A 15,954-nucleotide genomic window follows, 5' to 3' on the forward strand; every position below is an offset into this window, starting at 1 on the left:
CGCCGGCCGCAGGCGCTTCCTTGCCTCAGGGGCAGTGGATGAGGGGCTTGGGTCCAGACCGGTCGATCTCGTGCGCCGTCATCGGCGCTCCGCACAGGGGGCACGCGCGCTCCGCGCGCTCTGCGGCGCTCGGCGGAGGCGTCTTCTCGTAGGGGCCGACGGACGCCGGCCCGGCGAAGCGGATGAGGTTGGTGTTCACCCAGGCGTACAGCCCTCCCGCCTCGCGAATGCGCGTGCGCAGGGGAGCCCGTTCCGGATCATGTGCCATGTTGATTAGTGTACTAACGATTAGGGCAGTTGTATAGTTGGCCCGATGAACGCATCCGACGAACTCCTCCGGCTCGAGAACCAGCTGTGCTTCGCGCTGGTGACCGCGGCGCGCAACGTCGTGGCGATCTACCGACCGATCCTCGAGCCGCTGGGGCTGACCCACCCGCAGTACCTGGTGATGCTGGCGCTCTGGGAACGATCGCCTCGCACCCTGAACGATCTCGCCGCCGATCTCGCGATGGAGCCGGCCACGGCGTCGCCGCTGGTCAAGCGACTGGAGTCCGACGGGCTCGTCGCGCGGGAGCGCAGCGCAGAGGACGAGCGGCGTCTCGACATCACCCTCACCGATGCGGGACGCGCTCTGCGCGAGCGGGCGCTGGAGGTGCCGGCGCAGGTGATGTCCGCGGTCGGGATGGACGTGCACGAAGTGTCGGCGCTCCGTGACGGGCTCGGGCCGTTCGCGGGGCGGCGCCTCGGAGGCGCCTGAGCATCCAGGCCCTGCGGAGCCAATGTCGGTGGCCCCTCGTAGACTTGTCCGGTGCCTATCGTCCCCGTCGCCACCCCCGGAAAACTCAGTGTTCGCGGTTCCCGCGTGCACAATCTCAAGAACGTCGACATCGACATTCCCCGTGACTCGCTCGTCGTGTTCACCGGCCTGTCCGGGTCCGGCAAGTCCAGTCTCGCGTTCGACACGATCTTCGCAGAGGGGCAGCGCCGTTATGTCGAGTCGTTGAGCGCCTACGCGCGCCAGTTCCTCGGTCAGGTGGACAGGCCCGACGTCGATTTCATCGAGGGGCTGAGTCCGGCGGTGTCGATCGACCAGAAGTCGACCAACCGGAACCCGCGCTCGACGGTCGGCACGATCACCGAGATCTACGACTACATGCGACTGCTCTGGGCGCGCATCGGCATTCCTCACTGCCCCGAGTGCGGCGAGAAGATCCAGCGGCAGACCGTGCAGCAGATCGCCGATCAGCTCATGGAGCTGCCCGAGCGTACCCGCTACCAGATCGTCGCTCCGATCGTGTCGCAGAAGAAGGGCGAGTTCGTCGACCTCTTCCGCGAGCTCGGCGCCAAGGGATACTCCCGTGCGATCGTCGACGGCGATCTCATCCAGCTCGCCGAGCCGCCCACCCTCAAGAAGAGCTACAAGCACGACATCGCCGTGGTCGTCGACCGCCTCGTCGCGTCGGATGACATCCTCGGGCGCGTGACGGATTCCGTCGAGACGGCTCTGGGCCTTGCCGGAGGCGTCGTCCAGGTCAATTTCGTCGACGAAGAGGGCGACGACGCGTGGCAGTCCTTCTCCGAGAAACTCGCCTGCCCGAACGGGCACCCGCTCAGCCTGACCGAGATCGAGCCCCGCACCTTCTCGTTCAACGCACCGTTCGGCGCCTGCCCCGCGTGCTCCGGGCTGGGCACGCGCATGTCGGTCGATGTCGACCTGATGCTCGGCGACGAGGATCTCTCGATCCGCGAAGGCGTCATCATCCCCTGGACGACGCAGGGCAAGGGTCTCTTCCAGTACTACGAGCGCCTGCTCGAAGGTCTGTCCCGCGATCTCGACTTCTCGCTCGACACCCCCTGGCGCGAGCTCCACTCCGACATCCAGGACGCGGTGCTGCGCGGCGAGAACTACAAGGTCACCGTCAAGTGGAAGAACCGGTACGGGCGCGAGATGCGGTACGCCTCCGGGTTCGAGGGCGTCGTCCCTTACATCGAGCGGCAGTACCTGCAGGCCGAGTCCGACACGCAGCGCGGTCGGTGGGGCGAGTACCTCCGCGAGGTGCCGTGCCCCGTCTGCGACGGCGATCGCTTGAAGCCGGAGGTCCTCGCGGTCCAGGTGCAGGGCCACTCCATCGCCGAGGTCTCGCACCTCAGCCTGAGCGATGCGCAGTCCTTCATGCAGACGCTGACCCTCACGGAGCGAGAGGCGAAGATCGCCGCTCAGGTCCTGCGCGAGATCCGTCTGCGACTCGATTTCCTGCTCCAGGTGGGGCTTTCCTACCTCAACCTGAGCAGGTCCGCCGGCTCTCTCTCCGGCGGTGAGGCGCAGCGCATCCGGCTGGCGACGCAGATCGGATCGGGTCTGACCGGTGTGCTCTACGTCCTCGACGAGCCGTCCATCGGCCTCCATCAGCGCGACAACCGGCGTCTGATCAACACCCTGCTCAAGCTGCGCGACCTGGGCAACACGCTCATCGTGGTGGAGCACGATGAGGAGACGATCGAGGCGGCCGACTGGGTGGTCGACATCGGCCCGGGGGCCGGTGTCAACGGTGGCGAGGTCGTGCACTCGGGTCCCTATGAGGCTCTGCTCGACGACCGGTCGTCGATGACGGGGGAGTACCTCTCCGGTCGTCGTGAGATCCCGACACCGACCAAGCGGCGCAAACTCGACCGCAAGCGCATGCTCAACGTGATCGGGGCTCGCGAGAACAACCTCAAGAACGTCGATGCGAGCTTCCCGCTGGGTGTACTCACGGCTGTCACCGGCGTCAGCGGCTCGGGCAAGTCGTCGCTGGTCAACGACATCCTCTACCAGGTGCTCGCGTCCCGGCTGAACGGTGCCCGCACCGTGCCCGGCAAGCACACCCGCGTGACCGGTCTCGACAATCTCGACAAGGTGGTGCATGTCGATCAGGCACCGATCGGACGCACGCCGCGCTCGAACCCGGCGACCTACACCGGTGTGTTCGACCGCATCCGTTCGCTCTTCAGCGAGACCCCCGAGGCCAAGGTGCGCGGTTACCAGCCGGGTCGCTTCAGCTTCAACGTCAAGGGCGGCCGCTGCGAGGCGTGCTCGGGTGACGGCACGATCAAGATCGAGATGAACTTCCTCCCCGACGTGTACGTGGACTGCGAGGTGTGCCACGGCAAGCGGTACAACCGCGACACGCTCGCCGTGCACTACAAGGGGAAGAACATCGCCGAGGTCCTCGAGATGCCGATCGAAGAGGCCGCGGAGTTCTTCGAGCCCATCCAGGCGATCCACCGCTACATGAAGACCTTGGTCGACGTGGGACTCGGATACGTGCGCCTGGGCCAGTCGGCCACGACGCTCTCGGGCGGAGAGGCGCAGCGCGTGAAACTCGCCACCGAGCTCCAGCGCCGCAGCAACGGTCGAAGCATCTACGTGCTCGACGAGCCGACCACCGGTCTGCACTTCGAAGACGTGCGCAAGCTCCTCGAGGTGCTGAACGGACTCGTCGACAAGGGCAACACCGTGATCGTCATCGAGCACAACCTCGACGTCATCAAGTCCGCCGACTGGGTCATCGACCTCGGTCCCGAGGGTGGTTCCGGCGGTGGCGAGATCCTGGCGACGGGCACCCCGGAGCAGATCGCCCGGGTGGAGGAGAGTCACACCGGGCAGTTCCTCGCCGAGATCCTCGGGGATGGGCGCGCCGCGCGCAAGGCCAGCTGATGGCCGATGTGCTTCCGTACAAGCCGCGGCCGGGAGAGATCCCGACCGATCCCGGTGTGTACCGTTTTCGTGACGCCGATGGGCGGGTGCTCTACGTCGGGAAGGCGAAGAACCTCCGCCAGCGGCTCTCGAACTACTTCGCGCCGTTGCGCACGCTCCATGAGCGCACACGGCGCATGGTCACGACCGCCTCCTCGGTCGAATGGACGGTCGTCTCGACCGATGTGGACTCACTGCAGCTCGAGTACATGTGGATCAAGGAGTTCGATCCGCCGTTCAACGTCCGCTACAAGGACGACAAGTCCTACCCGTTCATGGCGGTGACCCTCGGCGACGAGGCGCCACGCGTGCTCGTCACCCGAAATCGCAGGATTCCGGGGGCGCGGTACTTCGGCCCGTACCCGAAGGTCTGGGCGGTGCACGAGACGATCGACCTGATGATCAAGGCGTTTCCGATCCGAACCTGCAGCGACGCGAGTTACAAGCGCGCCATGCAGACGGGACGCCCCTGTTTCCCCGGGCAGATCGGCAAGTGCGGCGGGCCGTGCTCGATGACGGTGACCATCGAGGAGCACCGCGCGATGGTGAACGACTTCGTGGCGTTCATGGCCGGAGGCGACGAGCGATTCACTCGCGACCTCCGCAAGCGGATGCTCGATGCCTCCGCGGCCATGGACTACGAAGCGGCGGCCAAGTACCGCGACAAGCTCTCCGCGATCGAGGCGGTGCTCGGGAAGAGCGCCCTCGTGCTGGCATCCGATGAGGACGCCGACCTCTTCGGCATCGCCGAGGACGAGCTCGCCGCGGCGGTTCAGCACTTCGTGATCCGTGGGGGTCGTGTGCGCGGCGTCCGGGCGATGACGATCGAGAAGGAGATCGACATCTCGGGTGCCGAGTTGGTCGATCAGGTGCTCCAGCGTGCCTACGGCGATGCCGCCGACGTGCCACGGCGGATCCTAGTGCCCTCGCTGCCGGACGACGCTCCCGAGATGGAGGAGTGGCTCCGCGAGCGTCGCGGCAAGAAGGTCGAGATCGCCGTCGCCCAGCGTGGCCAGCGCGCGGATCTCATGCGCACCGCCACGCTGAACGCGCAGCAAGCGCTCATCCGTTACAAGACGCGGCGCACCAGCGACTACGTGGCTCGAACGCAGGCGCTCACCGACCTGCAGGAAGCTCTCGGCATGGACGAGGCTCCGCTGCGCATCGAGTGCTTCGACATCTCGCATCTGGGCGGGACGAACGTCGTCGCTTCGATGGTGGTCTTCGAAGACGGCCTCCCGCGCAAGGACCAGTACCGCTCCTTCGGCATCGCCGAGACCACGGATGACACCGACTCGATGTACCAGGTCCTGCGCCGTCGGCTGGCGTATCTCGACCGCCCGGACCCGGTCGTCGTGAGCGACCCGCTGCTCGACGGCGTCGAGGGAGAGGTCGAGGGCGAGCCCGGTCGCAAGAAGCCGCGCTTCGCCTATCGGCCGCAGTTGCTCCTCGTCGACGGCGGCAAACCCCAGGTCGAAGCGGCCGCGCGTGCCCTGCGCGACGCGGGGCACCCGGAGATCAGCGTGTGCGGCATCGCGAAGCGCCTCGAGGAGGTCTGGCTTCCCGGCGAGGATTTCCCCGTGATCCTCCCGCGCACGAGCGAGGCGCTCTACCTGCTCCAGCGCCTGCGCGACGAGGCGCATCGGTTCGCGATCGTCCATCAGCGCAAGAAGCGCCGCAACGACATCACCACGGTGCTCGCCGAGGTCCCCGGGCTCGGCGCCGCCCGCATCAAGGTGCTGCTCAAGCACTTCGGATCCGTGACGGCCCTGCGGGCGGCCGAGCCGGGACAGATCGAGGAGGTGCAGGGCATCGGACCGGTGCTGGCGCAGAACATCCACACGCACCTCGCCACTCGATAGGCTGGTGTCCCAGGCGAAAGGGATGAGCGAGAGATGACCGAGTCCGAGAAGGGCGAGTTCCTCATCGTCACAGGTATGTCCGGTGCAGGCCGGACGACGGTGGCGAACGCCCTCGAAGACCTCGGCTGGTATGTCGTCGACAATCTCCCGCCGCAGATCCTCCGACCGCTGATCGACCTCACCGACATGGGCGGGGATGCCCTACCCAAGGTCGCAGCCGTCGTCGACGTGCGCGGACGCAGCCTCTTCGACGACTTCCCGGAGGTCGCGCGCTTGCTCCGCTCGCGCGGCTCCGTGCGGGTGCTGTTCCTCGAAGCGTCCGATGACGTGCTCGTCCGGCGCTTCGAAGCCGTCCGCCGGCCGCACCCGCTCCAGAACGACGGCACGCTCCTCGACGGCATCCGGCGCGAACGCGCCCGACTCGCGCCGATCCACGAGTCCGCCGACATGGTGATCGATACCTCGACACTGAACATCCACCAGTTGGCGACACAGGTCTCGGAGCTGTTCTCCGAAGAGGGGCAGGCTCGTCATCGCGTGACGCTGCTCAGTTTCGGGTTCAAGTACGGCCTGCCGACCGACGTCGATCTCGTGGCCGATATGCGATTCCTGCCGAACCCGTTCTGGAACGAGGAGTTGCGCGGTCTCACCGGGCAGGACGAGCCCGTGCGCGAGTACGTGCTGTCTCGCGAGGGGGCGGGGGAGTTCCTCGAGGCCTACGCTGCGGCTCTCACTCCGGTGCTCGAGGGGTATCAGCGTGAGAACAAGAGCCACTCCACCATCGCGATCGGCTGCACCGGAGGCAAGCACCGCTCCGTCGCCATGTCGGAGGAGCTCGCTCGGCGTCTCGCGGCGATCCCCGGGGTGGCCGTCAACGTCCGTCATCGCGACCTCGGGCGCGAGTAGGGGAGCGCCCAGCCGGTAAGCTGGACGTTTGCGTCGCGACCCGACGCGTGAACGTAGAAGGAGCCCCGTGGCACTCACCACCGACGTCAAGGCCGAGCTGGTCAGCATCCGAAATGCACCCCCGACGGTGCGAGTCGCGGAGGTGACCGCCATCCTGCGGTTCGCCGGCGGCCTGCACTCGATCGCCGGCCGGGTGGCCGTCGAAGCGGAAGTGGATGCCGAGACCCTCGCGCGTCGCGTGGCCCGGGATCTCGCTGAGATCTACGGTGTTCGTCCCGAGATCGCCCAGGTGCAGTCCAGCACCGCCAATGAGGGCGCTCGATGGGCCGTGCGCGTCATCGACTCGGGGGAGACCCTCGCCCGTCAGACCGGTCTCCTGGACCAGCGTCGTCGTCCGGTGCGTGGACTCCCGAACCGCCTGACCACCGGTTCGCGCTCGGAGCTCGCCGGTCTCTGGCGCGGGGCGTTCCTCGCCGCCGGCTCGCTCAGCGAACCCGGTCGCTCCGCCATGCTCGAAGTCGTCTGCCCGTCGTCGGAGGCCGCGATGGCGCTCGTCGGTGCCGCGCATCGCCTGGGCGTCGCCGCGAAGGCCCGTGAAGTCCGCGGAATGCCGCGCGTGGTCGTGCGCGAGGGTGAAGCGATCCGTGCCATCCTCAGCGAGATGGGTGCCCACCGCACCGCCGTGGCCTGGGAGGAACTGCGCCAGCGCCGCGAGGTGCGCGCCGGCGTCAACCGTCTCGTCAACTTCGACGACGCGAACCTGCGTCGTTCGGCGCAGGCCGCCGTCGCCGCCTGCGCGCGCGTCGAGCGCGCGCTCCAGATCCTCGCCGACGAGGTCCCCGACCACCTCCGCGTGGCGGGGGAGCTGCGTCTCGCACACCGCGATGCGAGTCTCGACGAACTCGGACACCATGCCGATCCGCCGCTGACGAAGGATGCCGTCGCCGGTCGCATCCGTCGTCTTCTGGCGATGGCCGACAAGAAGGCGCAGCACGACGGGATCCCCGGGACCGAGGCGGCGGTGCCCGCCGGGCTCGACGTCTGACCCGTTCCTCGCACACAAGAGAGCCGGCCCTGTCAAGGGTCGGCTCTCTTCGTCATTCAGCGGAAGGATCCGATGCCGTCGGGCGTTGGCGTCAGTAGGATGAGTTACGTCCGCTCCTCGCCGCATCTCGGCGGCGCGGAGGATCGGCAAGCGCCGCGGCGCGGCGCGGATTGGATGAAAGCGATATGGCGACCTACACGCTCCCCGACCTCCCCTACGACTTCGCAGCTCTCGAGCCGCACATCAGTGGAAAGATCATGGAGCTGCACCATGACAAGCACCACCAGGCGTACGTGACCGGTGCGAACACCGCTCTCGAGCAGCTCGCCGAGGCGCGCGACAGCGGAAACCTCGCTAACGTCAACAAGCTCGAGAAGGACCTCGCGTTCAACCTCGGTGGGCACGTCAACCACTCGATCTTCTGGACCAACCTCTCGCCGAACGGTGGCGGCCAGCCCGAGGGCGAGCTGAAGGCTGCGATCGACGAGTACTTCGGTTCGTTCGAGAAGTTCCAGGCTCACTTCACGGCGGCGGCCACCGGCATCCAGGGTTCCGGCTGGGCCGTGCTGAGCTGGGACCCGATCGGCGCCCGCCTGATCATCCAGCAGCTGTTCGACCAGCAGGCGAACACCGCGCAGGGCACCGTGCCGCTGTTCCAGCTCGACATGTGGGAGCACGCCTTCTACCTCGACTACCTCAACGTGAAGGCCGACTACGTCAAGGCCGCGTGGAACATCGCCAACTGGGAGAACGTCGCCCAGCGCTTCGAGGTGGCCCGCGAGAAGACCGCTGGCCTGCTGGTACTGTCGTAAACAAGACGGGCGTCCCGACGGACGATTCGCCCGTCGGGACGCCGTTGTCCACGCTTCTCTAGTAGAAACCGCGCGCAAGCGCACGAGAAATCAGGAGACCTGAGTGTCTGTCAAGATCGGTATCAACGGCTTCGGCCGTATCGGACGCAACTACTTCCGCGCGGCTCTCGCGCAGGGAGCAGACATCGAAATCGTCGCGGTCAACGACCTCACCGACAACAAGACCCTGGCGCACCTGCTGAAGTACGACTCGATCACCGGTCGCCTCGACGCCGAGGTGAGCTACGACGAGAACAGCATCACCGTCAACGGCAACGTCATCAAGGCTTTCGCCGAGCGCGACCCCGCCAACCTCCCGTGGGGCGAGCTGGGTGTCGACATCGTCATCGAGTCGACCGGCTTCTTCACCAAGGCGGAGCTCGCGAAGAAGCACATCGACGCCGGCGCCAAGAAGGTTCTCATCTCGGCTCCCGCCACGGGCGACGACGCGACCATCGTGATGGGCGTGAACGAGGACACCTACAACCCGGCGACCGACCACATCATCTCGAACGCCTCCTGCACCACGAACTGCCTCGCGCCGCTCGCCAAGGTGTTCAACGACGCGTTCGGAATCGAGACCGGCCTCATGACGACGGTCCACGCCTACACGGCCGACCAGAACCTGCAGGACGGCCCGCACAGCGACCTGCGCCGTGCTCGCGCGGCAGCGATCAACATCGTCCCGACCTCCACGGGTGCGGCGAAGGCCATCGGCCTGGTCCTCCCGGAGCTCAAGGGCAAGCTCGACGGCTTCGCGCTGCGCGTGCCGGTGCCGACCGGCTCGATCACCGACCTCACGATCACGACCAAGACCCCGGTCACGGTCGACGAGATCAAGGCCGCGTACAAGGCTGCCGCCGAGGGCCCCCTCAAGGGCATCCTGAAGTACACGGAGGACGAGATCGTCTCGAGCGACATCGTCACCGACCCGCACTCGTCGATCTTCGACGCCGGCCTGCTCCGCGTCATCGGCAACCAGGTCAAGCTCTCCAGCTGGTACGACAACGAGTGGGGCTACTCCAACCGTCTCGTCGACCTGACCGAGTACGTGGCAGAGCGTCTCTGAGCATCGCCCCATGACTCTGCGCACCCTGGACTCACTGGGTTCGCTCGAGGGCAAGCGCGTCATCGTCCGTTGTGACCTGAACGTCCCCCTGCGGGACGGGGTCATAACGGACGATGGCCGTGTACGCGCCTCGTTGCCGACCCTCAACGCCCTCATCAACGCCGGCGCCCGCGTCGTCGTGTGCTCGCACCTCGGACGCCCCGACGGCGCGCCCGACCCCCAGTACAGCCTCGAGCCGGTCGCTCAGCGACTGTCCGAGCTGCTCGGCAAGCCGGTCGCCTTCGCGCGTGACACGGTCGGCGAGTCCGCGAAGGATGCCGTGGAGTCGCTCGAGAACGGCGACGTCGTCGTGATCGAGAACCTGCGTTTCAACCCGGGGGAGACCTCGAAGGACGACGCGACCCGTGCTGCGTTCGCGGCCGAGCTGGCGGAGCTGGGCGACGTCCTCGTCTCCGACGGCTTCGGTGTCGTGCACCGCAAGCAGGCGAGCGTCTACGACCTCGCAGAGATCCTGCCCTCGGCCGCCGGTCTGCTGATCGCGACCGAGCTCGACGTGCTCGATCGCCTCACGGAGAACCCCGAGCGCCCGTACGCGGTCGTGCTCGGCGGGTCGAAGGTCAGCGACAAGCTGGGCGTCATCTCGCACCTGCTGCCGCGCGTCGATCGGATCCTCGTCGGTGGCGGCATGCTGTTCACCTTCCTCAAGGCGCAGGGCCACGACGTGGCCTCGAGTCTTCTGGAAGAAGATCAGCTCGACACCGTGCGCGGCTACATCGCGGAGGCCGAGAAGCGCGGCGTGGAGCTCGTGCTCCCGACCGACGTGGTCGTGGCTGCCTCGTTCTCCGCAGACGCGGCGCACGAGATCACGGCCGCCGATGCGATCGAGTCGACGGCGTTCGGTTCGTCGGGCATCGGCCTCGACATCGGTCCCGAGACCGCTGCACGGTTCGCGGAGGTCATCCGGGGATCGAAGACGGTGTTCTGGAACGGCCCGATGGGCGTGTTCGAGTTCCCCGCTTTCGCGAACGGTACGAAGACCGTCGCGCAGGCATTGACCGAGGTGGACGGACTCAGCGTGGTCGGTGGGGGAGACTCCGCCGCGGCCGTGCGGCAGCTCGGATTCGCCGATGACCGCTTCGGCCACATCTCGACCGGCGGCGGCGCCAGCCTCGAGTTCCTCGAGGGAAAGAAACTACCCGGCCTGGAGGTGCTCGGATGGGCCTGAACGCCCGTACCCCGCTGATCGCGGGAAACTGGAAGATGAACCTCGACCACCTGCAGGCGGTCGCGTTCGTGCAGAAGCTGCACTGGACGCTGAAGGATGCCAAGCACGAGGATGGCTCCGTGGAGGTCGCGGTGTTCCCGCCCTTTACCGACATCCGCAGCGTGCAGACGCTGATCGACGCCGACAAGATCCCGTTCGCCCTGGGCGCGCAGGACGTCTCGGCGCACGACTCGGGTGCGTACACCGGTGAGATCTCCGGTGCGTTCCTCGCCAAGCTGGATGCGAAGTACGTCATCCTCGGCCACTCGGAGCGTCGTGAGTACCACGCTGAGACCGACGAGGTCGTCGCGGCCAAGGTGCAGGCGACGCTCAAGCACGGTCTCGTGCCGGTGATCTGCGTCGGCGAGACCGCGGAGGACCTCGAGAAGTTCGGGGCCAGCGCCGTTCCGGCCGGTCAGCTCGAGGTCGCGCTGCAGAACGTGCCGGCATCCGCCGACATCGTCGTGGCATATGAGCCCGTCTGGGCCATCGGCTCCGGACAGGCCGCGACGCCGCAGCAGGCGCAGGATGTCTGCGCCGCGCTGCGCGGTGTCATCGCGAAGGTCCTCGGCGACGATGCGGCCGCCCGCACGCGCATCCTCTACGGCGGTTCGGTGAAGTCCGCGAACATCGCGAGCTTCATGCGCGAGCCCGACGTCGATGGTGCACTGGTCGGCGGCGCGAGCCTCGTCGTGGACGAGTTCGCTGCGATCATCCGCTTCGAGAAGCACGTCGGAGTGTGAGTGCAGTGGGGCTTCGGCCCCGCTGCACCGTATACTTGACCGTTACGGGGGCACTCCTGCCCCAGCGAAAGGCTCTTCCTCGTGGCAATTCTCGAGTTCGTCCTGCAGGTCGTGCTGGGCATCACCAGCGTTCTGCTGACCCTTCTCATCCTTCTTCACAAGGGTCGCGGTGGCGGCCTCTCCGACATGTTCGGTGGAGGGATGTCCTCGGCTGTCGGCTCGTCCGGTCTCGCCGAGCGCAACCTGAACCGCTTCACGGTCGTTCTGGCATTGGCCTGGTTCGTGGCGATCGTCGCGCTGGGACTCATCACGAAGTTCGAGGTGATCTGATGGCTACCGGTGGCAACGCCATTCGTGGCACCCGCGTCGGCTCCGGCCCCATGGGCGAGCAGGACCACGGTTACCACGCCGACCGCATCGCGGTCTCGTACTGGGACGGCCTCGGCAACGAGACGGTTCGCTACTTCGCGGCTGGTCTGCCCGAAGAGGAGATTCCCGACACGATCGATCACCCGCAGTCCGGTCTGCCGGCCGGTCGCGATCGTGAGAACCCGCCTGCGCTGGCGAAGACGGAGCCGTACAAGACGCACCTCGCCTACGTGAAGGAGCGTCGCACCGACGAGGAGGCCGTCCAGCTCCTCGACGATGCGCTCACTCAGCTGCGCGAGCGTCGCGGGCAGTAGTTCCGCAGACAGACATCACGAAGCCCCCGCGATCGAATCGCGGGGGCTTCGTCGTCTCTCGCCCCGCGCCGCAGCGTCAGCGGCAACCGGCGGCCGCGGCGATGTAGCTCTCCGGAGGGTATCCGTAGGCCCAGACGCCGTTCGCATCATCGGAGAATCCCATGCTGATCGCCCAGGCGGTCGCCCACTTCTCGATGCTGTCCTGGGTGGAGGAGTCGTACATGTCCTCGCACTTCACGCTGATCGCGTGGCCGACCTCATGCGCGACGAGCGCCTTGCTCCGATCGGCAGGCCACTGCTCGGCGACCGAGTTCGACAGCAGGATCACGGAGCGGTCGGGCTCGTCCCACCACCAGGTCGTGTAGCCGCCCATGCTCCCGTTGTCGCCCGCACCGTTCACGATCGGGGCCCAGTCGAACTCGAGCAGCACGCCCGGGGCGAGCGAACGAGCGAACGCCTCGATCTCGAGCCGGGCGCCGAGCAGCGGGCCGGCCTTCTCCGCCATCTCCGCATCCTGAGAGACGACGACCTGGGCGGCGGACGCCTGGAGTGCGGTGAAGCGAGCCACGGCATCCTCGTCGAGCGTCGTGAGTGGAGCGATGTCCTCGGCGGCCGTGCGCATCGAGATGATGTCGAGGTTCTTCGCGGAGAGGTGCGCGGCTTCGAAAGCGGGAACGGCGGCGGCGGCACCGGTGACGATCGTGCTGGCGGCGTCGACCATCGCGGCGTCGGCCTGTTCCACCACGGGGAGCTGCGCGTCGAGGTCGGTCAGGAGCGCGTCGGCGTCGTCGGCCTGCGAATCGAGAAGATCCGCGGTGCCGAACAGCTCCCAGAACCACCCCGGCTTCTCACCGAGGCGCGGCGGGTCCTGCGCCGTCAGCTCCTGGGCGGTCGCGGTCTCGTCCTTCGCGTCGGCGATCGCCGTGGTGAGATCGTCGAGCGGGATGCCGTCCATCAACACGCCGGTGTCGGCAGCGATCAGCTGATCGGCGGAGGTGGTGGTCGCGGTCAGCCCGTCGACACCGGAGTCGAGCGCCGTGCGCGCAGAGATCGTGTCGGTGCGGATCGCCTGGTACGAATCGGCCGCATCATCGAAGCGGAGATTGGCGCCGATGTGAACCGTCGTGAACGCCCCGACGGCGAGGGCTGCTCCGACGATTCCGAAGACGAGGGCCTTCGGTGCGGAGCGGCGGCGACGGAGGACCGCCTCGGTTCCGCCGGAGAACCGGAACGGGAGATGGTGGTGGCCGTTCAGGGGGACAAGCCCGTTCGGAGGTCGATTCCCGTCGCTCACCGGCATCCCCCTCGTCGTGGCACCACGTGGATATGCCCTCGAGTCTAGGAGATGCCGCGGACGACGAAGGCCCTCGTCTCGCGACGAGGGCCTTCGTGATGTGGAGGGGCTGACGGGAATCGAACCCGCATCATTAGTTTGGAAGACTAAGGCTTTACCACTAAGCTACAGCCCCGGAAAACGAGCCCGGAAGCTCGGTTGCCGACTCATCGACTATACCGGACTCTGAGGCATGCTCCTGTCCGTTAGACTCGGTGGGGCTGAATCTGCGTGCGGATTCCCCGGGGCGTAGCTCAGTTTGGTAGAGCGCCCGCTTTGGGAGCGGGAGGTCGCAGGTTCAACTCCTGTCGCCCCGACACGGCCCCCAAGGCTCACGGCCGCGGTGCACCGCGGAAATCACAAGGAGACACACAAGCATGGCGAACAGCACCGTCGAGAAGCTGACCCCGACCCGGGTCAAGCTCACCATCACGGTCACCCCGGACGACCTCAAGCCGAGCATCGCTCACGCCTACGAGCACATCGCTCAGGACGTCCAGATCCCCGGCTTCCGCAAGGGCAAGGTCCCTGCTCCCATCATCGACCAGCGCGTCGGCCGCGGTGCCGTCATCGAGCACGCGGTCAACGAGGGTCTCGACAAGTTCTTCCGCGAGGCGAGCGCCGAGCACAAGCTGCGCATCGTCGGTCGTCCGTCGGCCGACATCACCCAGTGGCCGAGCGAGAAGGACTTCTCCGGCGACCTGCTCGTCGACGTCGAGGTCGACGTGCGCCCCGAGATCGAGCTCCCCTCCTACGAGGGCATCACCCTCACGGTCGACGCTGTCGAGGCGGATGACGCCGCTCTCGATGCCGAGCTCGAGAACATGCGCGCGCGCTTCGGCACGTTGGTCCCGGTGGACCGCCCCGCAGCGAAGGGCGACTTCGTCGAGCTCGACCTGGTCGCCACCATCGACGGCGCCGAGATCGACCGCGCCGAGGGCGTGTCCTACGAGGTCGGCTCGGGCGAGCTGCTCGAGGGCATCGACGACGCGATCGAGTCGCTCACCGCCGGTGAGGACACCACCTTCCGTTCGGCTCTCGTGGGCGGCGACCACGCCGGTTCCGAGGCAGAGGTCGCCGTGACGGTCAAGGCCGTCAAGGAGCGCGAGCTCCCCGAGGCCGACGACGACTTCGCGCAGATCGCGAGCGAGTTCGACACGATCGCCGAGCTGCGTGCCAGCCTCGCCGAGCGCGTGTCGCAGCAGGGCGTCTTCACCCAGGGGTCGGCCGCGCGCGACAAGCTCGTCGAGACGCTGCTCGAGCAGATCGAGATCCCGGTTCCGCCGCAGCTCATCGAGGATGAGGTGCACAACCACCTCGAGGGCGAGAACCGCCTCGAGGACGACGTCCACCGTGCCGAGGTCACCGAGGCGAGCGAGAAGCAGTTCCGCACGCAGGTGCTGCTCGACACGATCGCCGAGCAGGCCGACGTGCAGGTCTCGCAGGAGGAGCTCAGCCAGTACCTCGTGCAGTCCGCTGCGCAGTACGGCATGGCCCCGCAGGAGTTCGTCGAGGCTCTGCAGTCGTCGAACCAGCTCCCCGCCCTCGTCGGAGAGGTCGCGCGCAACAAGGCGCTGGCCGTCGCCCTGGGCAAGGTCAAGGTCGTCGACACCAACGGCAAGCCGGTCGATCTGTCGGACTTCATCGTGACCGATGACGAGGCAGAGGCAGCGGAAGCCGAGGAGGCTCCCGCCGAGAAGAAGGCTCCGGCGAAGAAGGCTCCGGCGAAGAAGGCTCCCGCCAAGAAGGCGGCCGACGCCGACGCCGACGAGAAGCCGGCTGCGAAGAAGCCCGCCGCCAAGAAGGCTCCGGCCAAGAAGGCGGCCGACAAGGCCGAGTGATCTCACGATCACGATGAAAGGGGCGGATGCTGCGGCATCCGCCCCTTTCTCATCAGCGAAGGAGTAACCGATGGACGACTGGGACACGCGGATCGATGCCGTGTGGGCGGACGACGCCCTGACCGATGCGGAGCGAATCACGCGTATCGACGCCCTCGCGGCGGAGCGGAGCGACGACGATGCCCGTGCTCTGTTCGAGCGGGCGGGGGCCCGTGACTCCGCCGGTATCGAGGCGGAGGCCGAGGTGCTCTACCGACGTGCTCTCGCCGAAGGTCTCGACGAGGAGCATCGGCCCCAGGCCATCATCCAGCTCGCGAGCACGCTGCGGAACCTCGGGCACACCGACGAGGCGCTGGACATGCTCCGGGCGGAGCGGGAGCGAGGCGGCGCGTTCGGCGATGCGGCGTCGGCCTTCTACGCCCTCGCACTGGTGTCGAGCGGCGATCCCGTGCGCGGCGCCGCCATCGCGCTGGAGGCGCTCGCGCCGCACCTGCCGCGGTACACGCGCTCGGTCACCGGATACGCCCGCGAACTGGTCGATCCGCCACGCTGATATGCCGACGGCGAACAACGGCCTGGAGGCTGCGCGGTCGCCGGTAGATTCGAAGCACGAACACGGAA

General features: G+C 67.3%; 15 protein-coding genes and 2 tRNA genes. 14 read left to right on the forward strand and 3 right to left on the reverse strand.

All coding sequences use genetic code 11. The annotated features are described in order from the left end of the window. Window positions 1-25: 25 nt before the first annotated feature. Window positions 26-268, reverse strand: a complete 243-nt coding sequence (locus ACI2JZ_RS00500) for a hypothetical protein (protein ID WP_247622122.1) — start codon at window positions 266-268, stop codon at window positions 26-28. A gap of 45 nt (window positions 269-313) precedes the next feature. On the opposite strand from ACI2JZ_RS00500, the gene ACI2JZ_RS00505 reads away from it, so the two are divergent. The 11 genes from ACI2JZ_RS00505 (at window position 314) to ACI2JZ_RS00555 (ending at window position 12,159) form a co-directional block, all read left to right on the forward strand. Continuing rightward, window positions 314-757 (forward strand): MarR family transcriptional regulator, encoded by a 444-nt coding sequence (locus tag ACI2JZ_RS00505; RefSeq protein WP_336640127.1) that lies wholly within the window; start codon window positions 314-316, stop codon window positions 755-757. A 51-nt stretch (window positions 758-808) separates the two neighbouring features. Further along, complete coding sequence (gene uvrA / locus ACI2JZ_RS00510) at window positions 809-3,697, forward strand: excinuclease ABC subunit UvrA (RefSeq protein ID WP_336640128.1); 2,889 nt, start codon at window positions 809-811, stop codon at window positions 3,695-3,697. Then, window positions 3,697-5,598: an excinuclease ABC subunit UvrC gene (uvrC, locus tag ACI2JZ_RS00515; protein ID WP_336640129.1), complete on the forward strand. Its 1,902-nt coding sequence runs from the start codon at window positions 3,697-3,699 to the stop codon at window positions 5,596-5,598. Before uvrA ends, uvrC begins: the two co-directional genes overlap by 1 nt. A gap of 33 nt (window positions 5,599-5,631) precedes the next feature. Further along, entirely contained in the window at window positions 5,632-6,504 is an 873-nt protein-coding gene (rapZ, locus tag ACI2JZ_RS00520; protein ID WP_247622126.1) for an RNase adapter RapZ, read from the forward strand. A gap of 67 nt (window positions 6,505-6,571) precedes the next feature. Further along, complete coding sequence (whiA, locus tag ACI2JZ_RS00525; RefSeq protein WP_247622127.1) at window positions 6,572-7,549, forward strand: DNA-binding protein WhiA; 978 nt, start codon at window positions 6,572-6,574, stop codon at window positions 7,547-7,549. A gap of 185 nt (window positions 7,550-7,734) precedes the next feature. After that, window positions 7,735-8,361 carry a superoxide dismutase gene (locus ACI2JZ_RS00530; protein WP_247622128.1) on the forward strand — a complete coding sequence of 209 codons (627 nt, stop codon included), beginning with the start codon at window positions 7,735-7,737 and terminating at the stop codon, window positions 8,359-8,361. Window positions 8,362-8,464: 103 nt separating this feature from the next. Continuing rightward, window positions 8,465-9,469: a type I glyceraldehyde-3-phosphate dehydrogenase gene (gene gap, locus ACI2JZ_RS00535; protein WP_247622129.1), complete on the forward strand. Its 1,005-nt coding sequence runs from the start codon at window positions 8,465-8,467 to the stop codon at window positions 9,467-9,469. A gap of 10 nt (window positions 9,470-9,479) precedes the next feature. Beyond that, a complete protein-coding gene (locus ACI2JZ_RS00540) occupies window positions 9,480-10,694 on the forward strand; it encodes a phosphoglycerate kinase (protein WP_247622130.1) in 1,215 nt (404 codons plus the stop codon). Next, a complete protein-coding gene (gene tpiA, locus ACI2JZ_RS00545) occupies window positions 10,685-11,476 on the forward strand; it encodes a triose-phosphate isomerase (RefSeq protein ID WP_247622131.1) in 792 nt (263 codons plus the stop codon). Before ACI2JZ_RS00540 ends, tpiA begins: the two co-directional genes overlap by 10 nt. Window positions 11,477-11,557: 81 nt before the next feature. Continuing rightward, the gene (gene secG / locus ACI2JZ_RS00550) at window positions 11,558-11,806 is read left to right on the forward strand and encodes a preprotein translocase subunit SecG (protein WP_247622132.1); all 249 of its coding nucleotides are present in this window, start codon (window positions 11,558-11,560) and stop codon (window positions 11,804-11,806) included. Further along, entirely contained in the window at window positions 11,806-12,159 is a 354-nt protein-coding gene (locus ACI2JZ_RS00555; protein ID WP_247622133.1) for an RNA polymerase-binding protein RbpA, read from the forward strand. The genes secG and ACI2JZ_RS00555 overlap by 1 nt, the downstream gene beginning before the upstream one ends. Window positions 12,160-12,235: 76 nt before the next feature. Here the strand turns inward: ACI2JZ_RS00555 and ACI2JZ_RS00560 are convergent, their stop codons facing one another. Both ACI2JZ_RS00560 and ACI2JZ_RS00565 read right to left on the reverse strand, forming a co-directional pair. Then, window positions 12,236-13,453: a hypothetical protein gene (locus ACI2JZ_RS00560; RefSeq protein WP_404596199.1), complete on the reverse strand. Its 1,218-nt coding sequence runs from the start codon at window positions 13,451-13,453 to the stop codon at window positions 12,236-12,238. A 101-nt stretch (window positions 13,454-13,554) separates the two neighbouring features. Then, window positions 13,555-13,628: transfer RNA gene (locus tag ACI2JZ_RS00565), tRNA-Gly, on the reverse strand. 107 nt (window positions 13,629-13,735) lie between these two features. Here ACI2JZ_RS00565 and ACI2JZ_RS00570 point away from each other — a divergent pair. From ACI2JZ_RS00570 to ACI2JZ_RS00580, 3 genes are all read left to right on the forward strand, one after another. Next, window positions 13,736-13,809: transfer RNA gene (locus tag ACI2JZ_RS00570), tRNA-Pro, on the forward strand. 60 nt (window positions 13,810-13,869) lie between these two features. Next, window positions 13,870-15,333, forward strand: a complete 1,464-nt coding sequence (tig, locus tag ACI2JZ_RS00575; protein WP_247622135.1) for a trigger factor — start codon at window positions 13,870-13,872, stop codon at window positions 15,331-15,333. Window positions 15,334-15,403: 70 nt separating this feature from the next. Next, a complete protein-coding gene (locus ACI2JZ_RS00580) occupies window positions 15,404-15,886 on the forward strand; it encodes a tetratricopeptide repeat protein (RefSeq protein ID WP_404596200.1) in 483 nt (160 codons plus the stop codon). Window positions 15,887-15,954 lie beyond the last annotated feature (68 nt).

Origin of the sequence: Microbacterium sp. NPDC087868, assembly GCF_044900755.1 — a bacterium.
GTDB lineage: Bacteria > Actinomycetota > Actinomycetes > Actinomycetales > Microbacteriaceae > Microbacterium > Microbacterium galbinum.